This is a genomic window from Plasticicumulans acidivorans, assembly GCF_003182095.1.
In the GTDB taxonomy this organism is placed as follows: domain Bacteria; phylum Pseudomonadota; class Gammaproteobacteria; order Competibacterales; family Competibacteraceae; genus Plasticicumulans; species Plasticicumulans acidivorans.
In genome coordinates, this window is the sequence record NZ_QGTJ01000001.1 from 495,215 (window position 1) to 513,482 (window position 18,268).

Genomic DNA, 18,268 nt, shown 5'->3' on the forward strand with positions numbered 1-18,268 from the left:
AATTATACGCACCGCCCGCTCGGCTGTCCGCGCAGATTCGGCAATCAGCCGGGGATTCTCCGGACACAACCCGCCATCAGTGTTTCTGCACGGCCTGCATCTGCAGCGGCGGCATGATGCGGACCCGGAAAAAAGCCGGCTCTTCCTCGCCATCGGCAATGGTCACCGTGCCGGCCCGTGCCAGGCTTTCGCCAGGACCGAGTTCCGGCATTGCGTCTTCACCGTCGTGACTTTCACCCAATTCCGACGAGCCGATCTGCACACCGTGCCGATCGTAAAGCGCCAGCCGCACCCGTGGCACGATGACTGACAGGCTGTCGTTACGCAGGGTCAGGCGATATTCATATTTGACCTGGCTGCCGCGTCGAGTCTGCGTAAAGACAATGTTACCAAGGTAAGCATCGTCGAGCGTGACGACATCATCCATGACCAGTTCGCGCAACCCGGGGACACGCTGTCCAAGCAGTGCATTGACGTCGGCACGCAGGCGCTCAACCTCTGGTCTCAGCTTGGCGAGAGCAAGCTCACTGTCATCCAGGCTGCGCTGCAGGCGTTCATTTTCCGTATCCAGCAGATAAATCCGCCCGCCCAGATAAGTTGCCATCCCGATCATGAGCATTATCAGAAAGACGAGCAGCCCGAACAGTGTCTTGCTGCGTCGACTCCAGCGTCGGGAGCGTCTGGAGCGCGAACGCAACATTTCCACGCCACCCGAATGAGAGGAATCATGGCTCATGGTGTTATCTAGCATCATCTGGCCCGCTGCTGGTTTGATTTACACAAAAGCCACGCTCGCAGGCTTGTGCATCGTCAACAGTTATATTGATTCGAACACTGGAATATCGGAAAACCAAAAATAGTTGAAATATTCGGACCCCAGCACCATGCAGGACAAGCCGTCGACACAAAGAATGACCACGATGGACGCAATTCTCGATGCCGCCCTGCAACTCCTTGAACAGGGTGGTGAACGGAGTGCTGGCACCAACCACATCGCAGCTGCGGCAGGCATCAGCCCCGGCAATCTCTACTATCACTTCCCTAACCGTGAGGCGATCCTTCGCCGACTGTTCGAGCGCTTCGCCGACGCCATGCGGACCCGGGACGCCACTATAGCGATCCGCACGCCGCTGTCAGCCCTTGTCGAGGCCTGCGGCATGCGGCTCGGTTTGATGTGGCGCTACCGTGGTCTACTGCGAGCCATGCCGATGCTGATCGCACACGACGAACTCCAGCGCAGCACCTGGCAGGAATGGCGCGAGCGGGAACGCCGGCTCGATGGCAACTGGCTGCGGGCGATGCAGCAGGAACGTCTGCTGCCCGACGACACCAACGTCGACGCACTGGCCGTGAACCTGCAACAGCTGCGCCTCGCTGCGATCCTCTGCGAGCCGGACGATAGTTTCGCGGTTGCCCGTGAAAGTGTGCTGGCACCACTGCGGGCGCTATTGCCCGCCAGTGCGCGGCCCACGCTGGCGCTGAGCGGTTTCCCCGGCGTCAGCTCCATGGGGCCACTTGCACCTTGACGCCCCAGACTTAGTTCCAGCCCCAGTCGTCATCTTCGAGGCTGTCGCATTCCTCGAACAGCAGCGAGAGCCGCTCCGGGCAGATTTCCTGGACCTTCAGCGCCGCTTCACGCGGGATCAGCACGAAGTCGAAGCCACGCGCATCCATCCGTGCCACGCCGAGCTTGCCCATCGCGATCAGCCGGCGCTGGGCGTCAGTGACGCGCACGCTGCGCACGAAACGCCCTTCCTGGAAGTTGTAGCGGTCCTCGGCCTGAGGATCGTTCTGCCGGTTCGCCTCGATGATCTGCTTGGCCCGCGCCAGGTCGGCCTGACGCTTGCGCTCAGCCTCCTTGCGGGCGTTGAGCTCGCGATCGCGCTGGCGCTTGGCCTCCTGCTCCGCCTGGCGCTGACGCTGCTCCTCGCTCGGCCCGGCCTGTTTGCCTTTGGCACTCTGCTTGGTGCTCTGGTGCTGCTGCTTGCGTTTTTCGGTTTCGGCTTTTTTTACGGCATCGGCCGTGACCAGGCCGGCTTTGAGGAATTGATCACGCAGGGACATCAGGCATGCACTCCGTCAAAGCTTGCGCTCAAGCAACCAGCGGTCGATGCGTTGCGCGACCAGCTCCCAGTGCGTTTCAAACATCATCGCGTGAGCCATGCCCTCGAAGATTTCGCTCTCGGCGCCGTAGAGCTGAGCGGTGAGCTGCACGTCACTGACCGGCACCAGCGCATCGTTGCGGGCCCCGAGCACCAGCATCGGTGTACGCGCCACCAGCGGCACCGCCGGCAGATCGGCCCAGTTGAGATCGACCAGCACGCGCTGCGACTCGGGTTGAGCGCGCTCCAGCAGCCGCGCCACGATCTCGTCCGGCACATCGTTGGAGAACAGCGCCTTGCGCGCCGTCTCCATCGAGCCGTATTTCGGCCCGGCAGCCGTGATCACACTCATCTCCGACCACAGCAGCGGATCGCGCATCAGCATCTGCAGGTTCGACGACATCAGGCCGGTCGGCGGCACCGAGGCCATCAGCACGGCGCCATGACCGACGCCGCGCTCCAGGTATTTCTGCACGACCATGCCGCCCATCGAGTGTCCGATCAGCACGACGCGCTCGCCGAGACCGACGGCGACTTCGCTGAGGTCCGTGACATAGTCGGCCAGCCGCGTCCAGGTCAGCTGCTCGCGTCCGGCGCTGCCGCCGTGGCCGCGCAGGCTCAGCGCGTAGGACGGATAACCGCGGCTGGCGAACCAGTCTAGAAAATGCTCCTGCCAGCACCAGGCGGCGGTGAAAGCGCCATGCACGAACAGCAGCGGCGGGCGCTCGCTCTGAGCGGCGGGCAGGCGGCTGATGACTTCCAGTTCAAGGGGGGCGCTGACGCTAGGCACGGTTCAAAGTCCTCGTGGGGGCGGATCAGTAAAGGATGCGGGTACGCAGGGTGCCGTCGATGGCGCGCAGCTCCCGCAGAGCCAGCCGACTGGCATTCTCGTCGTTATCGACGTCGATGACCACGTAACCGATGGAGCCCTGGGTTTGCAGATACTGCCCGGCGACGTTGATCTGCGCACGCGCCAGCACCTCGTTGATCGCGCTGAGCACGCCCGGACGGTTGCGGTGAATGTGCAGCAGACGGCGCTTGCCGGGATGCGCCGGCAGGCTGACCTCAGGGAAATTGACCGCCGACAGCGTCGAGCCGTTGTCGCTGTAATACACCAGCTTGCTCGCCACTTCGACACCGATATTGGCCTGCGCCTCCTGCGTACTGCCACCGACGTGCGGTGTCAGCAGCACGTTGTCGAAGGCGCGCAGCGGCGAGACGAACTCCTCGTCATTGCCCTTGGGTTCGAGCGGAAAAACATCGATTGCCGCGCCCGCCAGATGCCGAGTCGCCAGCGCGCTCGCCAGCGCATCGATGTCGACGACGCGACCGCGCGAGGCGTTGATCAGGTGCGCCCCCGGCCGCATCGCCGCCAGCTCGGTGGCACCGATCAGGCCGCGCGTCTGTGGCGTATCCGGCACATGCAGAGTCAACACGTCGACCTCGGGCAGCAGCTCGGCGAGCGAGCGCACCGGCTGAGCGCCGCCGAGCGCGAGCTTCGGTTCGATGTCGTGATACAGCACCTGCATGCCGAAGCCTTCGGCGAGCAGACCGACCTGCGTGCCGATATGGCCGTAGCCGACGATGCCGAGGCGCTTGCCGCGCACCTCGAAACTGCCGGCGGCGGACTTGATCCAGCCGCCGCGATGGCAGGCGGCATTCTTCTGCGGAATACCGCGCATCAGCATGACGATCTCGGCGCAGACCAGTTCGGCGACGCTGCGGGTATTGGAAAACGGGGCGTTGAACACCGGCGCACCGAGTTCGCGCGCGGCTTCCAGATCGACCTGGTTGGTACCGATGCAGAAGCAGCCGATGGTCAGCAGATGCCGCGCCTCGGCCAGCGCTGCCGCGTTGAGCTGCGTGCGCGAGCGGATGCCGACGATGAAGGCCTCGCGGAGGTGCTCGACGAGCTCGGCCCCCTGCAGCGCACGCTCATGCACATCGAGATTGGTGTAGCCCTGCTCGCGGAAATACTCGACGGCGGACGGGTGCACGCCTTCGAGCAGCAGGACGCGGATTTCACGTTTGTCGAGTGAAACTCTGGACATGATGTTGCTGCCACTCCTACTCAAGCCGACAGACTTTGATCGGCGACACTATCGGCGAACACGCGCCGGCGCGATGCTGTATCCACTGCTTCCTCACCCGCAGGGACGACACCGCTGCGTGCCGGTTTCCTGCTTCGCCCACAGGCTGAAACGATGACGACCGAGCAAACATTCCTTGTCCGACTGGCCGAACGGCTGCCGGCAGCGCGCCTGCGCACCGATGCCGACACGCTGCTCGAACACGGCCGCGACTGGACGCGGCTGCACACCCCGGCGCCATCCGCCGTCGCCTTTCCCGAATCCATCGACGAGGTACAGGCGATCGTACGGCTCGCCAACGAAACCGGCGGGCATATTGTGCCCTCTGGCGGGCGTACCGGCTTGTCCGCAGGTGCGGTCGCGACGGCCGGCGAGGTGGTGGTGTCCTTCGACCGCATGAACCACATCCTCGGCTTTGACGCCGTCGACCGCAGCGTCACCGTCGAGCCCGGCGTCGTCACGCAGACGCTGCAGGAATACGCGCGCAGCGTCGGCCTGTTCTACCCAGTCGACTTCGCCGCCCGCGGCTCGGCGCAGATCGGCGGCAACATCGCCACCAATGCCGGCGGCATCAAGGTCATCCGTTACGGCATGACCCGCGAGCGCGTCAGCGGGCTGAAGGTCGTCACCGGTCGCGGCGACCTGCTCGACATCAACCGCGGCCTGGTGAAGAACGCCACCGGCTACGACCTGCGCCACCTGTTCATCGGCAGCGAAGGCACGCTCGGCCTGATCGTCGAAGCGACGCTGACGCTGGTCGAACCACCGCGCGAACCGGCCGTGATGCTGCTCGGCCTCAGCGGGATCGACGTGCTGATGTCGGTATTCGCCCGCCTGCGCGAGCGCGTGCAGCTCAGTGCCTTCGAATGCTTCTCCGATCGCGCCCTCGCCCACGTGCTGGCGCGCGGCCTGAGTGCGCCGTTCGACACGCCGGCGCCCTGGTACGTGCTCGCCGAGTTCGATGCCGACAGCGAGGAAGCCGTCGCCGCCGCCATGGAAGCCTTCGAAGCCGGTGTCGAAGCCGAGGAAGTCCTCGACGGCGTGCTCTCGCAGAGCGAAACGCAGCGTCTGGCGCTGTGGCGCCTGCGCGAGGACATCACCGAGTCGATCGCCCACCGCCTGCCGTACAAGAACGACATCGCCGTGCGCGTCGCCCAGGTGCCGGAATTCCTCACCGAGATGCAGGCGCTGTTCGCCGCCGAATACCCGCAGTTCGAAGTGATCTGGTTCGGCCACATCGGCGACGGCAATCTGCACATCAGCGTGTTGCAGCCGGCCGACATGGCGCGCGAGGTCTTCATCGCCGAATGCGAGCGCGTCAGCGAGCACCTGTTCGCCACGCTGGCACGCTACGGCGGCAGCGTCTCCGCCGAACACGGCCTCGGTCTGGTCAAGAAACCCTATCTGCACTACAGCCGCCCGGCCGAGGAAATCGCCTACCTGCGCGCGATCCGCCAGGTGTTCGATCCCAGCGGCGTGCTCAATCCGGGCAAGCTGTTCGACTGAGCCGCGGCTACAGGAACTGGCCGAACCAGCCCTCGTGCCTGCGAAAGCGCGCGCGGAACTGGGCATCGAAGTGCTCCGGCACCGACTGGCGCACCGATTCGCGCGCACACAGCGCCTGGCCCCAGGCCGCGAGCTTCGGCATGCCGTCGAGCATGCCGAGCGCGTGGGCATCTTCCATCAGCTGCAGGCGCATGAACCACGGCGCGATCGCCGCGTCGACCAGTGAAAAATGCTCGCCGGCATACAGCGGCCCGGCACCGAGCGCTGCTTCCAGATGCACCAGCTCGCGCCGCGAGGCACGCCGTTGCTCATCGAAGGCCGCCTCGGTGGCGACCGTCAGCATCATGTACTGGCGGCCGATCTGACCGGAGGCGAATTCGATCCAGGCGCGCGCCCGCGCCCGCTGCAGCGCAGCCTCGGGCAGCATGCGCGGCGGATGGGTTTCATCGAGGAACTCGTTGATCACCGCCGATTCGAACAGCACCGTGCCATCGACCTGCAGCAACGGCACCTTGCCGAGCGGTGACATCTCCAGGAACCATTCGGGCGGTGCATCGAGGTCGATGTAGCTGACAGTGAAAGGCACGCCTTTTTCACGCAGCGCGATCACCGCGCGCTGCACGAAAGGGCACAGGGGAAAGCTGACGAGCTCAAGGGTCATGAAGGCATGCTCCTCAACGGGGGCCGGAACCGCGTGGACCAGTATGGATGATGGCGGTTCCGCGCTGGTTTGCTTCGCTTTGTGGGCGTCGCTATCCTTGCCGCCGCCCCGGGCGGAGTGCGCCGCCGGCGGCACTGCCGCGCCTGCCGCACCCCGAGTCCATCGCCGCTTGCGCTGACCGCGCCAGCCGCGCTCATCCCCGCCGACACGTACCGCCCGCCCGTCCCCATCCATGAGCCAGCCCGAAAACTTTCCGCGCGATTGCGTCGGCGCACGCCGGCTGGCGCGCGGCCTGCTGTTGTGTGCGCTGCTGGCCGTGCTGCTGGTATTCCGCCACTACGGCATCACCAATGACGAGCACGTACAGAACGAGTACGGCGAACTGCTGCTGCGCTACTACAGCAGCGGCTTCGTCGATCGCTCGGCGCTGCACTACCTCGATCTCTACCGCTACGGCGGCGCTTTCGACCTGATCGCCGTACTGCTCGAACGCGTGCTGTCATTCGGCGCCTTTGAAACCCGCCATCTGCTCGGCGGCCTGGTCGGCGTCGTCGGCCTGTGGGGCATGTTCAAGCTCGGCCAGCGCGTCGGCGGCGATCGCGTCGGCCTGCTGGCCATGCTGTTGCTGCTGCTGACGCCGGCATTCATCGGCCACAGCTTCAACAACCCGAAGGATGCACCGTTCGCCACGGCGATGATCTGGTCGGTCTACGCCATCGTGCGCGTGCTCGACGAACTGCCGCGCCCGAGCTGGCGCAGCTGTCTGCTGCTCGGTGTGTGTTTCGGCATGGCACTGAGCGTGCGCGTCGGTGCCGTGCTGCTCGGCCCCTATCTGCTGTTTGCGCTGCTGCTGTGGTGGCTCGGCCAGTGGCGCGCCGGCCGCGGACTGGCGGCGCTGCGCGACAGCCTGCCGACGCTGCTGCCGCGCCTGTTCGCGGCCTTCGTGCTCGCCTACCTGCTGATGGCCGTGTTCTGGCCGTTCGCCTATCAGGAGCCGCTGAACCCGCTCAAAGCTCTGCGCGAGTTTTCCGATTATCCGATCGATCTGGAAACGCTCTACGCCGGCCACTGGTATCCGGCCACCAGGCTGCCGCGCGGCTACATCGCCACCTACGTCGCCCTGCAGCTGCCGGAGATGATCCTGCTCGGCCTGCTGCTCGGTCTGACACTGCTCTGGCGCTGGCTGCGAAACGGGGCGCCACTGCGCGATACGCAGACCATCGGCAGCGCGCTGCTGGTGCTCGCCGGCCTGTTCCCGATCGTCTACTTCATGATCCGCCTGCCGACCGCCTACAACGGCATGCGCCATTTCCTGTTTACCGTGCCACCGCTGGCCGCACTGGCCGCGCTCGCCTTCGTGCGCTGCGGCGCATGGCTCGCCGCCGCCGGCCGCCGGCGCCTGCTGCGCCTCGGCCAGGGCCTGCTCGGGCTGCTGATCCTGATCCAGGCCGGTGTCGTCGCCTACCTGCATCCGCACGAGTACGTCTACTACAACCTGCTGATCGGCGGAGTGAAAGGCGCCGAGGACCGCTGGGATCTCGACTACTGGGGCAATTCGATGCCAGAGGCGATCCACGGCCTCGAAGCCTACCTGCGCGACGAAAACGACGGCCGCGCCCCCGACCATCACTACCGCATCGCCATCTGTGGCGATGAGGACAGCGCGCGCTATTACCTGCCCGACTACCTCGTCTACGAAGAGCAATGGCAGCAGGCCGACTTCCTGCTGGCGCTGACGCACGATGGCTGTGACGAGGAACTGCACCTGCCGAACATCGTCGTCGTACAGCGCTTCGGTACCCCGCTCGCGGTGGTCAAGGACCTGCGCGGCTACGACATCGAACCCGCCCCCGAGACTGGCCAGTTGCAGGCCAATCCCAAATCCGCCGTTCCAGGCCGCTGACCCCCCATGACCCGTTCCCGACTGCTGTCCCTGCTCGTCAGCCTGCTGCTCGCCGCCGGCCTGTGGTTCCTGCTCGCCCGCCCGGTCGACATCGGTGTCGACTGGCACGGCGACTACGCCAGCGCCTCGTTCGCGCCGTTTCGCGAGGGGCAGAGCCCGCTGCGCCACCTCTACCCGACACACGAGCAGATCGAAGCCGATCTGCTGCGGCTGAAGGGGCTGTTCCGCGGCATCCGCACCTACACCGCGCTCGAAGGCATGGCGGAGATTCCGGAGCTGGCGGCCAAGCACGGGCTCAAGCTCACGCACAGTGCCTGGCTCGGTCGTGACGCCAAGATCAACGAGGCCGAAGTCGATGCCCTGATCCAGGCGGCCAATACCTACCCGCAGGCGGTGGAGCGCGTCATCGTCGGCAACGAGGTACTGCTGCGCCGCGACCTCAGCCGCGACGAACTGATCGCTTACATCGACCGCGTGCGCGCGACGGTCAAGCAGCCGGTGTCTTACGCCGACGTCTGGGCCTTCTGGCTGAAGAACCCGCAGCTCGCCGAACACGTCGACTTCATCACCATCCACATCCTGCCCTACTGGGAGGACGAACCAGTCGCCGCCGAGGATGCCGAGGCGCGCTTCGCCGAGGTCATCGGCAAGATCCGCGCCGCCTTTCCCGGCAAGCCGATCCTGATCGGCGAGGCCGGCTGGCCGAGCGAGGGCCGCTCCCGCGGCCCGGCCGTCGCCGACCTGCCGAGCGCGGCGTATTTCGTGCGTGAACTGCCGCGTCTGGCCGCTAAATATCAGGTCGACTACAACGTCGTCGAAGCCTACGACCAGCCGTGGAAGGCGCAACTCGAAGGCACCATGGGCGCCCGCTGGGGCCTGTACGATATCGACCGCCAGCTCAAGTTCGAACGCACCGGCCCGGTCGAGCCGTTCCCGCAGGCGCTGCCGCGGGCCGTGACGGCGCTGGTGCTCGGCACTCTGCTCGGGCTGCTGCTGGTGCCGTCCACGGCGCTGCCGCTGCTGGCCTTCAGCATTGCCCTGGCCTGCCAGGCGCTGGCAGCCGGCAGCGTCGAAACGCTCTGGCACATCGCCCGCGTGGCAATCTCGCCGACCTCGCTGACCTGGTTCCTGCAGCGCGGCCTGTTCCTCGCCGCCGATGCCGGCTGGCTCGACAAGCCCACGGTCGGCGAACTCTATCGCGCGCTCGCCGACTCCGCCCCCGGCGCCGCCGAACTGTGGGCCGGCCTGCGTCTGGTCTTCGCCAGCGTGTTCCTGCTGCTGAGCGTCGGCCTGGCGCGTGCGCGCTGCGCCGGACGCCGCGCCGATGCCCTCGCCCGCCTGGTGCGCGCCAGCTATCTGAGCTACTGCGTCGGCGCAATCGCCGTCAGCCTGATGCTGGCACTCAACGGTCGCTACATGGACATCCCGACGCCGGAGTTCTGGATCACGCTGCTGGCCATGCCGCTGCTGGCGCTCAGCAACCGCGCCGGCAAAGTCGGCCACGGCCTGGCCTTCGCCACATTGACGCACAGCGGCCGCCTGCCACGCTGGCTGCCACACCTGCTGCTGCTGTGCGCCGCTGCGGTGATCATCGGCGAGGGCTGGGCGGTCGCCGGTGAGGACTTCATGGCGATGCACCCGAGCTGGGGCGAGCGGCTGCCGCTGATCCTCAAGGCGATGGTGTGGAACCGCGAGATCCTCGGCTGGGCCGCGATGCTCGTCGCGCTGTCGATCCCGCTGTGGCGACAAAACCGCGCACCCGCGGTTCGCTGACATGGCCACCACCACGGAGCTGTGGCGCTTCGGCGTCGTCGGCGTCATCGGCCTGCTGATCGACATCGGCGTGCTCTATCTCGCCCTGGCCGCCGGTTGCGGCTTTTATCTCGGCCGCGCGCTGTCTTTCGTCGCCGCAGCCAGCGGTACCTGGCTATGCAACCGTCTGTGGACTTTTCGCGAACAGCGCAGCGGCCGCACGCTGTGGGCTGAATGGCTGCATTACATGAGCCTGATGCTGGTCGGCGGAGCATTGAATTACGCGCTCTACGCAGCCCTGATCGCGCTGTCGGCCAGCGTGCGCGCCTGGCCGGTGCTGGCGGTGTGCGCCGGTTCGCTCGCCGGCATGATCGCGAATTTTCTCAGTGCCAAATGGCTGGTCTTCCGTCATCGGCACTGATGAGCGCAACCCGTGCATTTCAAAGAACTGTGGCGAGCCCTTGCGCAGCACTGACCCGCATCGCAGGCTGTGAGTCTGATCACACCGTCTCGCGGTCGGTCGCGGACATGGATGGCGCAGTCGCACCGCACGGGCGGGTGAATGTCCCATCATCGGTAGGTCCGTGATGTCTGCACTACAGCGCCCCCCTCTGCGCCATCTGGCATGGCTGATTGCACTGGTGAGCCTGTTGACGGTCGGCTTCTACTGGCAGGGTCTGCTGCAGCAGCTGCATGAATATGAGCGCGGTCGCGTCGAGCGCATCACCGAGCGCGCCGAACTGCGTGCCCTCGCCGCCTACGAGAACCTGCACGCCACGCTGCTGCAGCTCGACCGCGTCCTCGAAAATGCCCGCGCGGCCTGGCGCGGGGACCGCCCTCACCTTGACACCATCGCCAACGCCGCGCTCGCCGCACTGCCCGAAGGGCTGGCACTGCAGCTGTTCGTCATCGGCAGCGACGGTCACCTGGCCTGGTCCAGTCTCGGCGCGGCCCCCGCCAACTGGCTCGGCGACCGTGATTATTTCCGGGCGCTGGCCGTGCGCCCTGACGATCGGCTGGTATTCAGCGAGCCGGTCGTCGGTCGCCTGTCGCGTCGGCGCAGCCTGCTGCTGGCGCGCCCGCTGCTGGAAGACGGGCGCTTTGCCGGCGTCATCGCCATCGCCATCGCCCCCGATCGCTGGGCCCGCGACATCGCCAAGTTTTCCGATACCGACGCCGACATGGTCGCGCTGATCCGCAGCGACGGCATAATCCTGCTGCGCGTACCGGGGACCGAAAGCAGCTACGGTCTGCGCGTGCCGGCCGATCGCCCGTACCTGCACGCACCACAGCCGCCCAATCAGATCCTGCGCACGATCTCGCACGTCGACGGCATCGAGCGCGCCTATGCCTGGCAAATGATGCCGGAGGGGCCGGTGGTGGTCGCCGGCATCGGCGTTGCCGCCGCCAGTGCGGAAATCCAGGCCCTGCAGCGCGACCTGCTGCTGCGCAGCGGTGCCTGGACGCTGCTGCTGATGCTGACGATCGGCGGCGTGCTGCACTTCATGCACCGGGCCGAACGCAGCTCACGCCTGCTGGCCGACGCCGAGGACCGCCAGCGCACCATCCTGGCGACGATGGCCGAGGGCGTGATGATCCTCTCGCCCGAGCGCCGCATCATGTTCGCCAACGCCTCCGCACGCAGCACCCTGCACCTGCCGGAGCAGCTCGACGGCCTGCGCCACCCCGACGACACCATCCGTCATGCGCTGATCCGCCCCGATGGCCAGCCGCTCGCCTTCGAACACTATCCGACGTTGCGCTGCAGCACGCACGGTGAAGACGCCGACAACGTGCTCCTCGGCCTCAGTGACGAACAGACCGGCCTGCGCTGGATCACCGTCAGCGTGCGGGCGATGCGCCGCGACAGCGCGCCGCCGTACTGGATCGTGACCTCGTTTCGCGACATCACCGAGCTGCGCGAGGCCGAAGCACAGGCACGCATGAGCCAGTCGGTATTCGACGCCGCCGTCGAGGGCATTCTGGTCACCGATGCCGAACACCACATCATCGCCGTCAACCCGGCGTTCATAAACCTGACCGGCTACGCACGCGAGGCGCTGCTCGGCCGCACACCGCAGTTCCTCTGCGAGCAGCTGCCGCAGTCGATCAGCTTCGACGGCCTCTCCACCTACCTCATTCACCACGACTTCTGGGAAGGCGAAATACTGACGCAGCGCCGCGAGGACGGTTTCTGCCTGCTGCGCGTGCGCATCAGCGTGCTGCGTGACGACGAGGGCCGGGCCTGGCGGCACGTCGTGCTGTTCCATGACATCACCGAGCGCAAGCACCGCGAGGATCAGGCCTGGCGTCAGGCCAACTACGACGCGCTCACCGGCCTGCCCAACCGCACGCTGCTGCTCGACCGCCTCGGCCGCGCGCTGCGCCATGCCCAGCGCAGCGGCCAGCAGCTGGTCGCCCTGTTCATCGACCTCGACCGCTTCAAGCCGGTCAACGACGAACTCGGCCATGCCGCCGGCGATACCCTGCTGCAGCAGGTCGCGCGCCGCCTCGAAGCCGCGGTGCGCCTTGAGGACACCGTCGCCCGCCTCAGTGGCGACGAGTTCGTCGTCATCATGCTGGTCCATGCCGATACCCAGGCCGCCGAACGGGTCGCCGACAAGATCGTGGCGACGCTGACGCAGCCGTTCCGCATCGACGGTCAGTCCGTGGAAATCTCCTGCAGCGTCGGCATCGCCATCCAGCAGGCCGACGACGACGATGCCGAAGTCCTGCTCGAACGCGCCGATGCAGCGATGTACCGCGCCAAGCGCGCCGGGCGCAGCACCTACCGCTACTGAAGCTGTGCGGCGCGGGCGGCGCTGACGGCATCGGCCAGCGCCAGATGCTGGCGCAGCTCGGGGAAGCGCTCGGCGAAGCCGGCGCGCTCCAGCAGATCACGCACCGGGCCGCGCACGTCGGCGAGCCACAGCCGCACCCCGCGCGCGGCGAACTCGGCGGCGACGGCGCCCAGCATATCGGCCGCCGACAGGTCGATCTCGCCGGCCACCGCCAGATCCAGCACCACGGCGCGCACCGGCCGGCCATCCAGCGCGCTGCGCAACTGCAGGCGCAGCGACTCGGCGTTGTAGTACAGCGGCGGCCGATCCGGACGCAGCACCAGCACCTCGGCCGGCCGCTGCGCTTCCGGGTGGCGGTAGTGATCGACATAGCGACCGCTGTCGGCCAGCCAGCCCTGCTCCAGCAGATGCGGATGCGCGGTACGCCGCAGCTGGCCGAGCAGCGAAACCAGCGCCGCCACCAGCACACCGCGCAGCACGCCGAGCAGCAGCACCGCGAACAGCGCCACCAGCGCCATGCCGAACTCGTTGCGGCTGACCCGGCGCAGCCGGCGCAATGCGCTCAGGTCGATCATGCCGGACACCGCCACCAGCACCACCGCGGCCAGCATCGGCGCCGCCAGCCAGCGCAGCAGCGGTGCGGCCCCGAACAATGCCGCGGCGAGCACCGCAGCGGCGACCAGCAAGGCCAGCGGCGTGCGGGCACCGGCACGATCGTTGACGGCCGATTGCGACATGCCGCCGCCGGCCGGATAGCCGCCGAACAGGCCGACCAGCAGATTGCCGGCGCCGAGTGCGAGCAGTTCACGGTCCGGGTGCAGCGTGCGCCCGTCCCGACCGGCGAACACCCGCGCCACCGCCAGCCCTTCGACGCTGAGCACCAGCAGGCAGGCCATCGCCCCCGGCAGCAGCTCGCGCCAGGCATCGAGATCGAGATCCGGCGGGCCGAATGCCGGCCGGGCGCTGCCGACTGTGCCGACCACTGCCACACCGTGCGCCGGCAGATCCAGCACGGCCACCAGCGCACCGGCGGCGATCAGCACCGGCAGCATCAGCGGCCGACCCGGCAGGCAGCGACCGAGCAGCCACAGCAGCGCCAGCGTGCCGAGACCGAGCGCCGCCGCCGGCGGATGCCAGTGACCGAGCTGCGCCGCACACTGCCCCAGGCGCGAGGCAAAATCGCCGCTGCCGGCCGGCAGGCCGAGCAATGCCGGCAGCTGGGTGGCGCCGATATACAGCGCGGCACCGGCCTTGAAGCCGGTCTGCACCGGCTCCGAGATGAAGTTGACCAGCTGCCCGCCACGCACCAGCCAGGCGATGACGGCCAGCCCGCCGGCCAGCAGCGCGATCGCCTGTGCCGCCTGCGCCGGCGCGGCGACGTGGGTCGAGGCCAGCGTGCCGGCGATCAGCACCGAGGCCGAGGCCGTCGGCCCGACGGCGATGCGCGGGCTGGGGCCGAGCAGCGCATAGCCGATGCCGCCGAACAGGCAGGCGTAGAGCCCGGTCTGCGGGCTCAGCCCGGCGAGGCTGGCGTAGGCGATCGCCTCCGGGATCAGGTAGGCGGCGAGCGTCAGTCCGGCGAGCAGATCGGCGCCGAGCCAGACGCCGCGGTAGCCGCGCAGCCAGACGCAGAGCCGCAGCGCCTGCAGTCGCTCGCGCCACGGCTCCTGCGGCAGCGCCATGCCCTGTTCACCGTTGCTCATCTGCGCAGCTCCGTGCAGCGAAAACCTGAAAGCGTCGACGCTGCGCGGCGGTCTGTCAAAAACAACCGGCGGGGCCGCGGCCGCTCAGATCCAGCCGAGCCAGCGCCACCAGAAGTAGTCGAGCGGCAGCAGCAGCAGCAGCGTGATCGCCGCGCTGCTCAGCGTCACCCGCACGGCGGCACCGAGGCGTTCACCGCCGAGCTGCATGCCGACCACCAGCGGCGCCGACTGATACGGCAGCAGCAGCGTCGAAAACGCCAGCACCTGACTCATCAGCATTGCCTCGACCGACCAGCCGGTCAGCTCGGCGAGGCGTCCGGCGAGCGGCGTCAGCACCGCCGGCACACCGGGCAGCGTGGTCACCAGCGCCACCGCCAGACCGAGCGCCGTCAGCCCGGCGAAATTGGCGGCCGGCTGATTCGGGGCGAACGCGATGACGTGCTCGACACCGTCGGCGATCAGCCTGCCGAGTCCGCTGTGGGCCACGACGGCGCCGAGCCCGAGGATACCGGCGATGAAAAACAGCGCGCCGTAATTGAGCTGGCTGACCACCCCTTTCGGCACCAGTCCGGACCCCGGCCACAGACAGATCAGGGCGGCGCCCAACCCGACCCAGGCCGGTGAAATGTGGTGGATAAAATCGCTCATCCACAGCGCCAGTGACGCCAGCAGCAGGCCGAGCAGACGCCGCTCTGCGGCACTCAGCGGCATTCCCCGCGCCGGGCTGTCGAGCTGCTGCGGGCAGTGATCAGGAAACAGGCGCACGATCAGCACGATCAGCACGCCGGCCTTGAGCAGGCCGAGCAAGGGGAAATGCAGCCACAGGTAGCTGCCGTAGCTCAGCACGTAGTGATACTGGGTTTCTGCCGCACCGCTCAGTACCAGATTGGGCACATTGGCCGGCAGGATGGCGAAAGTCGGCAGATGGCAGCCGAACGCCGCGGCGAGCACCATGCCGGTGCGGCCGCGCCGCCCCGGCTCGAAACCGAAGCGATCCGCCACGGCGAGCACGATCGGCACCAGCAGCACCGCGCGACTGAGCGAGGACGGCACCAGAAAGCCGAGCAGCACGCCCGCCACGACCACACCACCGATCAAGCGACCGTAATGACCGGCGCAATGCCGCGCCAGCAACGCCGCCAGCGCACCACCGAGACGCTGGTCGAGTCCGGTATGACGCAGCGCCGCACCGAACACCAGGCCGCTGAACACCAGCCAGAACGCCGTCGAGCTGAAGCCGGCAAAGATCACCGTCGGCGGCGCCAGCGCAAACAGCGCCGCGACCAGGAAAAACAGCAGCGCCGTCAGGTATTCGGGCAGCAGCCCGGTCGCCCACAGCGCGACCGCACCGATCACCAGTGGCAGCGCGTGGGCGGTGGCTGGCGTCAGCCCGGCCGGCGGCCACACGGCGACAGCGAGCGCCACCAGCGTCAGCACGACGACGGGCAGCACCCTCAGCAACAGGGAAACAGGCATCGCGACAGTCTCCGAACGGCGGCGGGGCGGCGACCATGCCACAGCCGGGCGCAGCGGACATCGCCCTGTAACGCACAGCGGCCATGCAGCCGCAGCCGGCGGCTTCGCCGCTTGCTGTCGCGGCCGGCGCCGCGGTCACGCAGCGCCGGGGCCGGCGCTAGAGCCGGCGACCGTCGAAGTGATGCACGTCGACGCTGTCGAGATCGAAGTCGTCGACGCAGCGCACGTTGACCGCGACCATCTCCCGCCCGCTCGGATCGGTGGCGAAGCCGAGCGGCGCGCAGCCGCACACCGGGCAGAACACATGGGCGATGGTCTGCGCGCCGAAACGGTACTCGCTCATGTCGGCGGCCGGTGTCAGCAGCTCGAAGTGCGCGCGATCGGTGAAATACAGCAGCGAGCCACGGCGCCGGCACAGCGAACAGTTGCAGTCGACCAGCCGCTCGATGGCACCGTCGAAAGCGAAGGCAATGCGGCCGCAATGGCAGGACCCGGTGTAATGCATGACTGACGACTCCAGTGCGTGAACAGGGTGACGCCGGCTCACGGCACCCGTGCGATCAGCACGCCGGCCGGACCGAGCGCGATCGGATCATGGGCCACGGCGCCGCTGCTGTAGAGCGGTTCGAGCAGCTGCGGCGCACTCAGCGCGCAACCCGGCCGGCACGGCGTCATGCCGAAATTGAGACCGACGAACAGCGTCTGCTCGCCGGCACGACGCAGGAACAGCAGGCAGTTGGAACCGGGGCAGGAGTCGAGCGGCTGCCAGTCGCCGGCGTACAGCGCCGGCAGTTCGCGGCGCAGCGCGAGCAGACGCCGGTAGGCGTTGAGCAGCGAATGCGTGCCGCTGTCCTCGACTTCGACGTTGACGCCGACGGCGGCATCGTTGACCGCCACCGGCAGCCAGGGCTCGACGCCGCGCGGGCAGAAACCGGCATTGGCGCCGACGCCCCACTGCATCGGCGTGCGACAGCGGTCACGGTTGCTGCGGGCGGCCAGCCGCGTGGCCTCGGCGGGCTCGACGCCGAGCTCATCGATCAGGCCGCGGCGCAGCCACAGCGCCAGACGGTCGCGCCAGCGCTCCGGATCGGCGGGTGCGGCATCGCGCATGCCGATCTCCTCGCCGTAATAGAGCAAGGGCACGCCGGGCAGCGTCACCAGCAGCGCCGCGCACAGCTTGGCGTACAGCCCGGCATGGCCGTCGGCCGCCTCGCCCGAGCAGAAATGCGTCCACAGCCGCGAGCTGTCGATGTGGTTGAGCAGATTGCACTGCACCCCGCCCGGCGGCAGTGCCGCCAGCCGACGCTGCATCACCTCGCGCACATGCGTGGCGCGCAGCGGGCCGTCGACGTTCATCAGCGGGAAGTTCATCACCAGATGCAGCTCATCGCGACCGTCGCCGAGGTAGGCGATGTCTTCGTCCTCGCCGAGCAGGATGCGCTCACCGGGATAGCTGTCGACCAGCGTCCGCAGCTCGCGCAGCAGTCCGTGCACCTCGGGCTGACACAGCTGGTGACGGAAGATCCGGCTCCACCACTCGCCCACCTGAGCCTTCTGCGCCTCGCTGACGGCCTGCGCGTCGGCCGCGCGCAGATGCAGCAGGTCGACCGGCAGACCGTGCGCACGCTGCTCCGGGTCTTCGAACAGCGCGCTGATCGCATCCAGACGAAAGCCGTCGACGCCGAGATCGAGCCAGAAATGCGCCACCGCCCACAGCGCGGCCTTCACCGCCGGATGGCGCCAGTTCAGGTCCGGCTGCTCGCGCAGGAAAAAGTGGTAGTAGTACTGGCCGCGCGCCGGATGGTAGGTCCAGGCCGAACCGTCGAAGCAGGACTGCCAGTCGTTCGGCGGCTCGTCGGCCCAGACGTACCAGTCGGCTCTGGGGTTGTCGCGGCTCGACGCCGACTCGATGAACCAGGGGTGCTGGTCCGAGGTGTGGTTGAGCACCAGGTCGAGCAGCACATGCAGGCCGCGGGCATGCGCGGCATCGAGCAGCCGGCGGTAATCATCGAGCGTGCCGCATTCCGCCGCGATCGCCATGTAGTCGGCAACGTCGTAGCCGTTGTCGGCACAGGGCGACGGAAAATGCGGCGTCAGCCACAACGTGTCGACGCCGAGTGCGGCGAGGTAGTCGAGTTTGTCGATCAGCCCCGGCAGATCGCCGATGCCGTCACCGTTACCGTCCGCGAAGGTCCGCGTGTTCAGCGCGTAGATCGTCGCCCGCCGCCACCACTGCTCGCCTGCCATCGCCTCGCCTCCCGCCGGCTAGATTGG

At 67.7% G+C, this 18,268-nt stretch carries 15 protein-coding genes; 6 read left to right on the forward strand and 9 right to left on the reverse strand.

The window, feature by feature from the left end:
• Positions 1-76: 76 nt before the first annotated feature.
• On the reverse strand, positions 77-736 hold the full coding sequence (locus C7443_RS01970; RefSeq protein ID WP_146213207.1) for a hypothetical protein: 660 nt from the start codon (positions 734-736) through the stop codon (positions 77-79).
• A 148-nt stretch (positions 737-884) separates the two neighbouring features.
• Between C7443_RS01970 and C7443_RS01975 the strand changes: the two genes are divergently transcribed.
• Positions 885-1,526 carry a TetR/AcrR family transcriptional regulator gene (locus tag C7443_RS01975; RefSeq protein ID WP_110016892.1) on the forward strand — a complete coding sequence of 214 codons (642 nt, stop codon included), beginning with the start codon at positions 885-887 and terminating at the stop codon, positions 1,524-1,526.
• A 10-nt stretch (positions 1,527-1,536) separates the two neighbouring features.
• Here C7443_RS01975 and C7443_RS01980 read toward each other — a convergent pair whose 3' ends face one another.
• From C7443_RS01980 to serA, 3 genes are read right to left on the reverse strand one after another with little or no spacing between them, the layout of a single operon-like run.
• The gene (locus C7443_RS01980) at positions 1,537-2,064 is read right to left on the reverse strand and encodes a DUF2058 family protein (protein ID WP_110016893.1); all 528 of its coding nucleotides are present in this window, start codon (positions 2,062-2,064) and stop codon (positions 1,537-1,539) included.
• 15 nt (positions 2,065-2,079) lie between these two features.
• Positions 2,080-2,892 (reverse strand): alpha/beta hydrolase, encoded by an 813-nt coding sequence (locus tag C7443_RS01985; RefSeq protein ID WP_110016894.1) that lies wholly within the window; start codon positions 2,890-2,892, stop codon positions 2,080-2,082.
• A gap of 25 nt (positions 2,893-2,917) precedes the next feature.
• On the reverse strand, positions 2,918-4,153 hold the full coding sequence (serA, locus tag C7443_RS01990) for a phosphoglycerate dehydrogenase (protein WP_110016895.1): 1,236 nt from the start codon (positions 4,151-4,153) through the stop codon (positions 2,918-2,920).
• 153 nt (positions 4,154-4,306) lie between these two features.
• Between serA and C7443_RS01995 the strand changes: the two genes are divergently transcribed.
• Positions 4,307-5,698 carry an FAD-binding oxidoreductase gene (locus tag C7443_RS01995; RefSeq protein WP_110016896.1) on the forward strand — a complete coding sequence of 464 codons (1,392 nt, stop codon included), beginning with the start codon at positions 4,307-4,309 and terminating at the stop codon, positions 5,696-5,698.
• A 7-nt stretch (positions 5,699-5,705) separates the two neighbouring features.
• On the opposite strand, the gene C7443_RS02000 is transcribed toward C7443_RS01995, so the two are convergent.
• Positions 5,706-6,359, reverse strand: coding sequence for a glutathione S-transferase family protein (locus C7443_RS02000; protein ID WP_110016897.1), 654 nt, complete (start codon positions 6,357-6,359; stop codon positions 5,706-5,708).
• Between the two features lie 232 nt (positions 6,360-6,591).
• On the opposite strand from C7443_RS02000, the gene C7443_RS02005 reads away from it, so the two are divergent.
• From C7443_RS02005 to C7443_RS02020, 4 genes are all read left to right on the forward strand, one after another.
• Positions 6,592-8,262 carry a glycosyltransferase family 39 protein gene (locus C7443_RS02005; RefSeq protein WP_110016898.1) on the forward strand — a complete coding sequence of 557 codons (1,671 nt, stop codon included), beginning with the start codon at positions 6,592-6,594 and terminating at the stop codon, positions 8,260-8,262.
• Between the two features lie 6 nt (positions 8,263-8,268).
• Positions 8,269-10,035 carry a glycoside hydrolase family 17 protein gene (locus C7443_RS20025; protein WP_170123453.1) on the forward strand — a complete coding sequence of 589 codons (1,767 nt, stop codon included), beginning with the start codon at positions 8,269-8,271 and terminating at the stop codon, positions 10,033-10,035.
• A 1-nt stretch (position 10,036) separates the two neighbouring features.
• Complete coding sequence (locus C7443_RS02015) at positions 10,037-10,435, forward strand: GtrA family protein (protein ID WP_110016899.1); 399 nt, start codon at positions 10,037-10,039, stop codon at positions 10,433-10,435.
• 166 nt (positions 10,436-10,601) lie between these two features.
• Positions 10,602-12,815, forward strand: coding sequence for a diguanylate cyclase domain-containing protein (locus C7443_RS02020; protein WP_110016900.1), 2,214 nt, complete (start codon positions 10,602-10,604; stop codon positions 12,813-12,815).
• On the opposite strand, the gene C7443_RS02025 is transcribed toward C7443_RS02020, so the two are convergent.
• The 4 genes from C7443_RS02025 to C7443_RS02040 form a co-directional block, all read right to left on the reverse strand.
• A complete protein-coding gene (locus tag C7443_RS02025; RefSeq protein ID WP_110016901.1) occupies positions 12,809-14,518 on the reverse strand; it encodes a SulP family inorganic anion transporter in 1,710 nt (569 codons plus the stop codon). The two genes, C7443_RS02020 and C7443_RS02025, sit on opposite strands and share 7 nt — an antisense overlap.
• Before the next feature lie 84 nt (positions 14,519-14,602).
• Positions 14,603-15,994 (reverse strand): SLC13 family permease, encoded by a 1,392-nt coding sequence (locus C7443_RS02030; RefSeq protein ID WP_110016902.1) that lies wholly within the window; start codon positions 15,992-15,994, stop codon positions 14,603-14,605.
• A 157-nt stretch (positions 15,995-16,151) separates the two neighbouring features.
• Entirely contained in the window at positions 16,152-16,499 is a 348-nt protein-coding gene (locus C7443_RS02035; protein ID WP_110016903.1) for a GFA family protein, read from the reverse strand.
• 38 nt (positions 16,500-16,537) lie between these two features.
• Positions 16,538-18,241: an alpha-amylase family glycosyl hydrolase gene (locus C7443_RS02040; RefSeq protein WP_110016904.1), complete on the reverse strand. Its 1,704-nt coding sequence runs from the start codon at positions 18,239-18,241 to the stop codon at positions 16,538-16,540.
• Positions 18,242-18,268 lie beyond the last annotated feature (27 nt).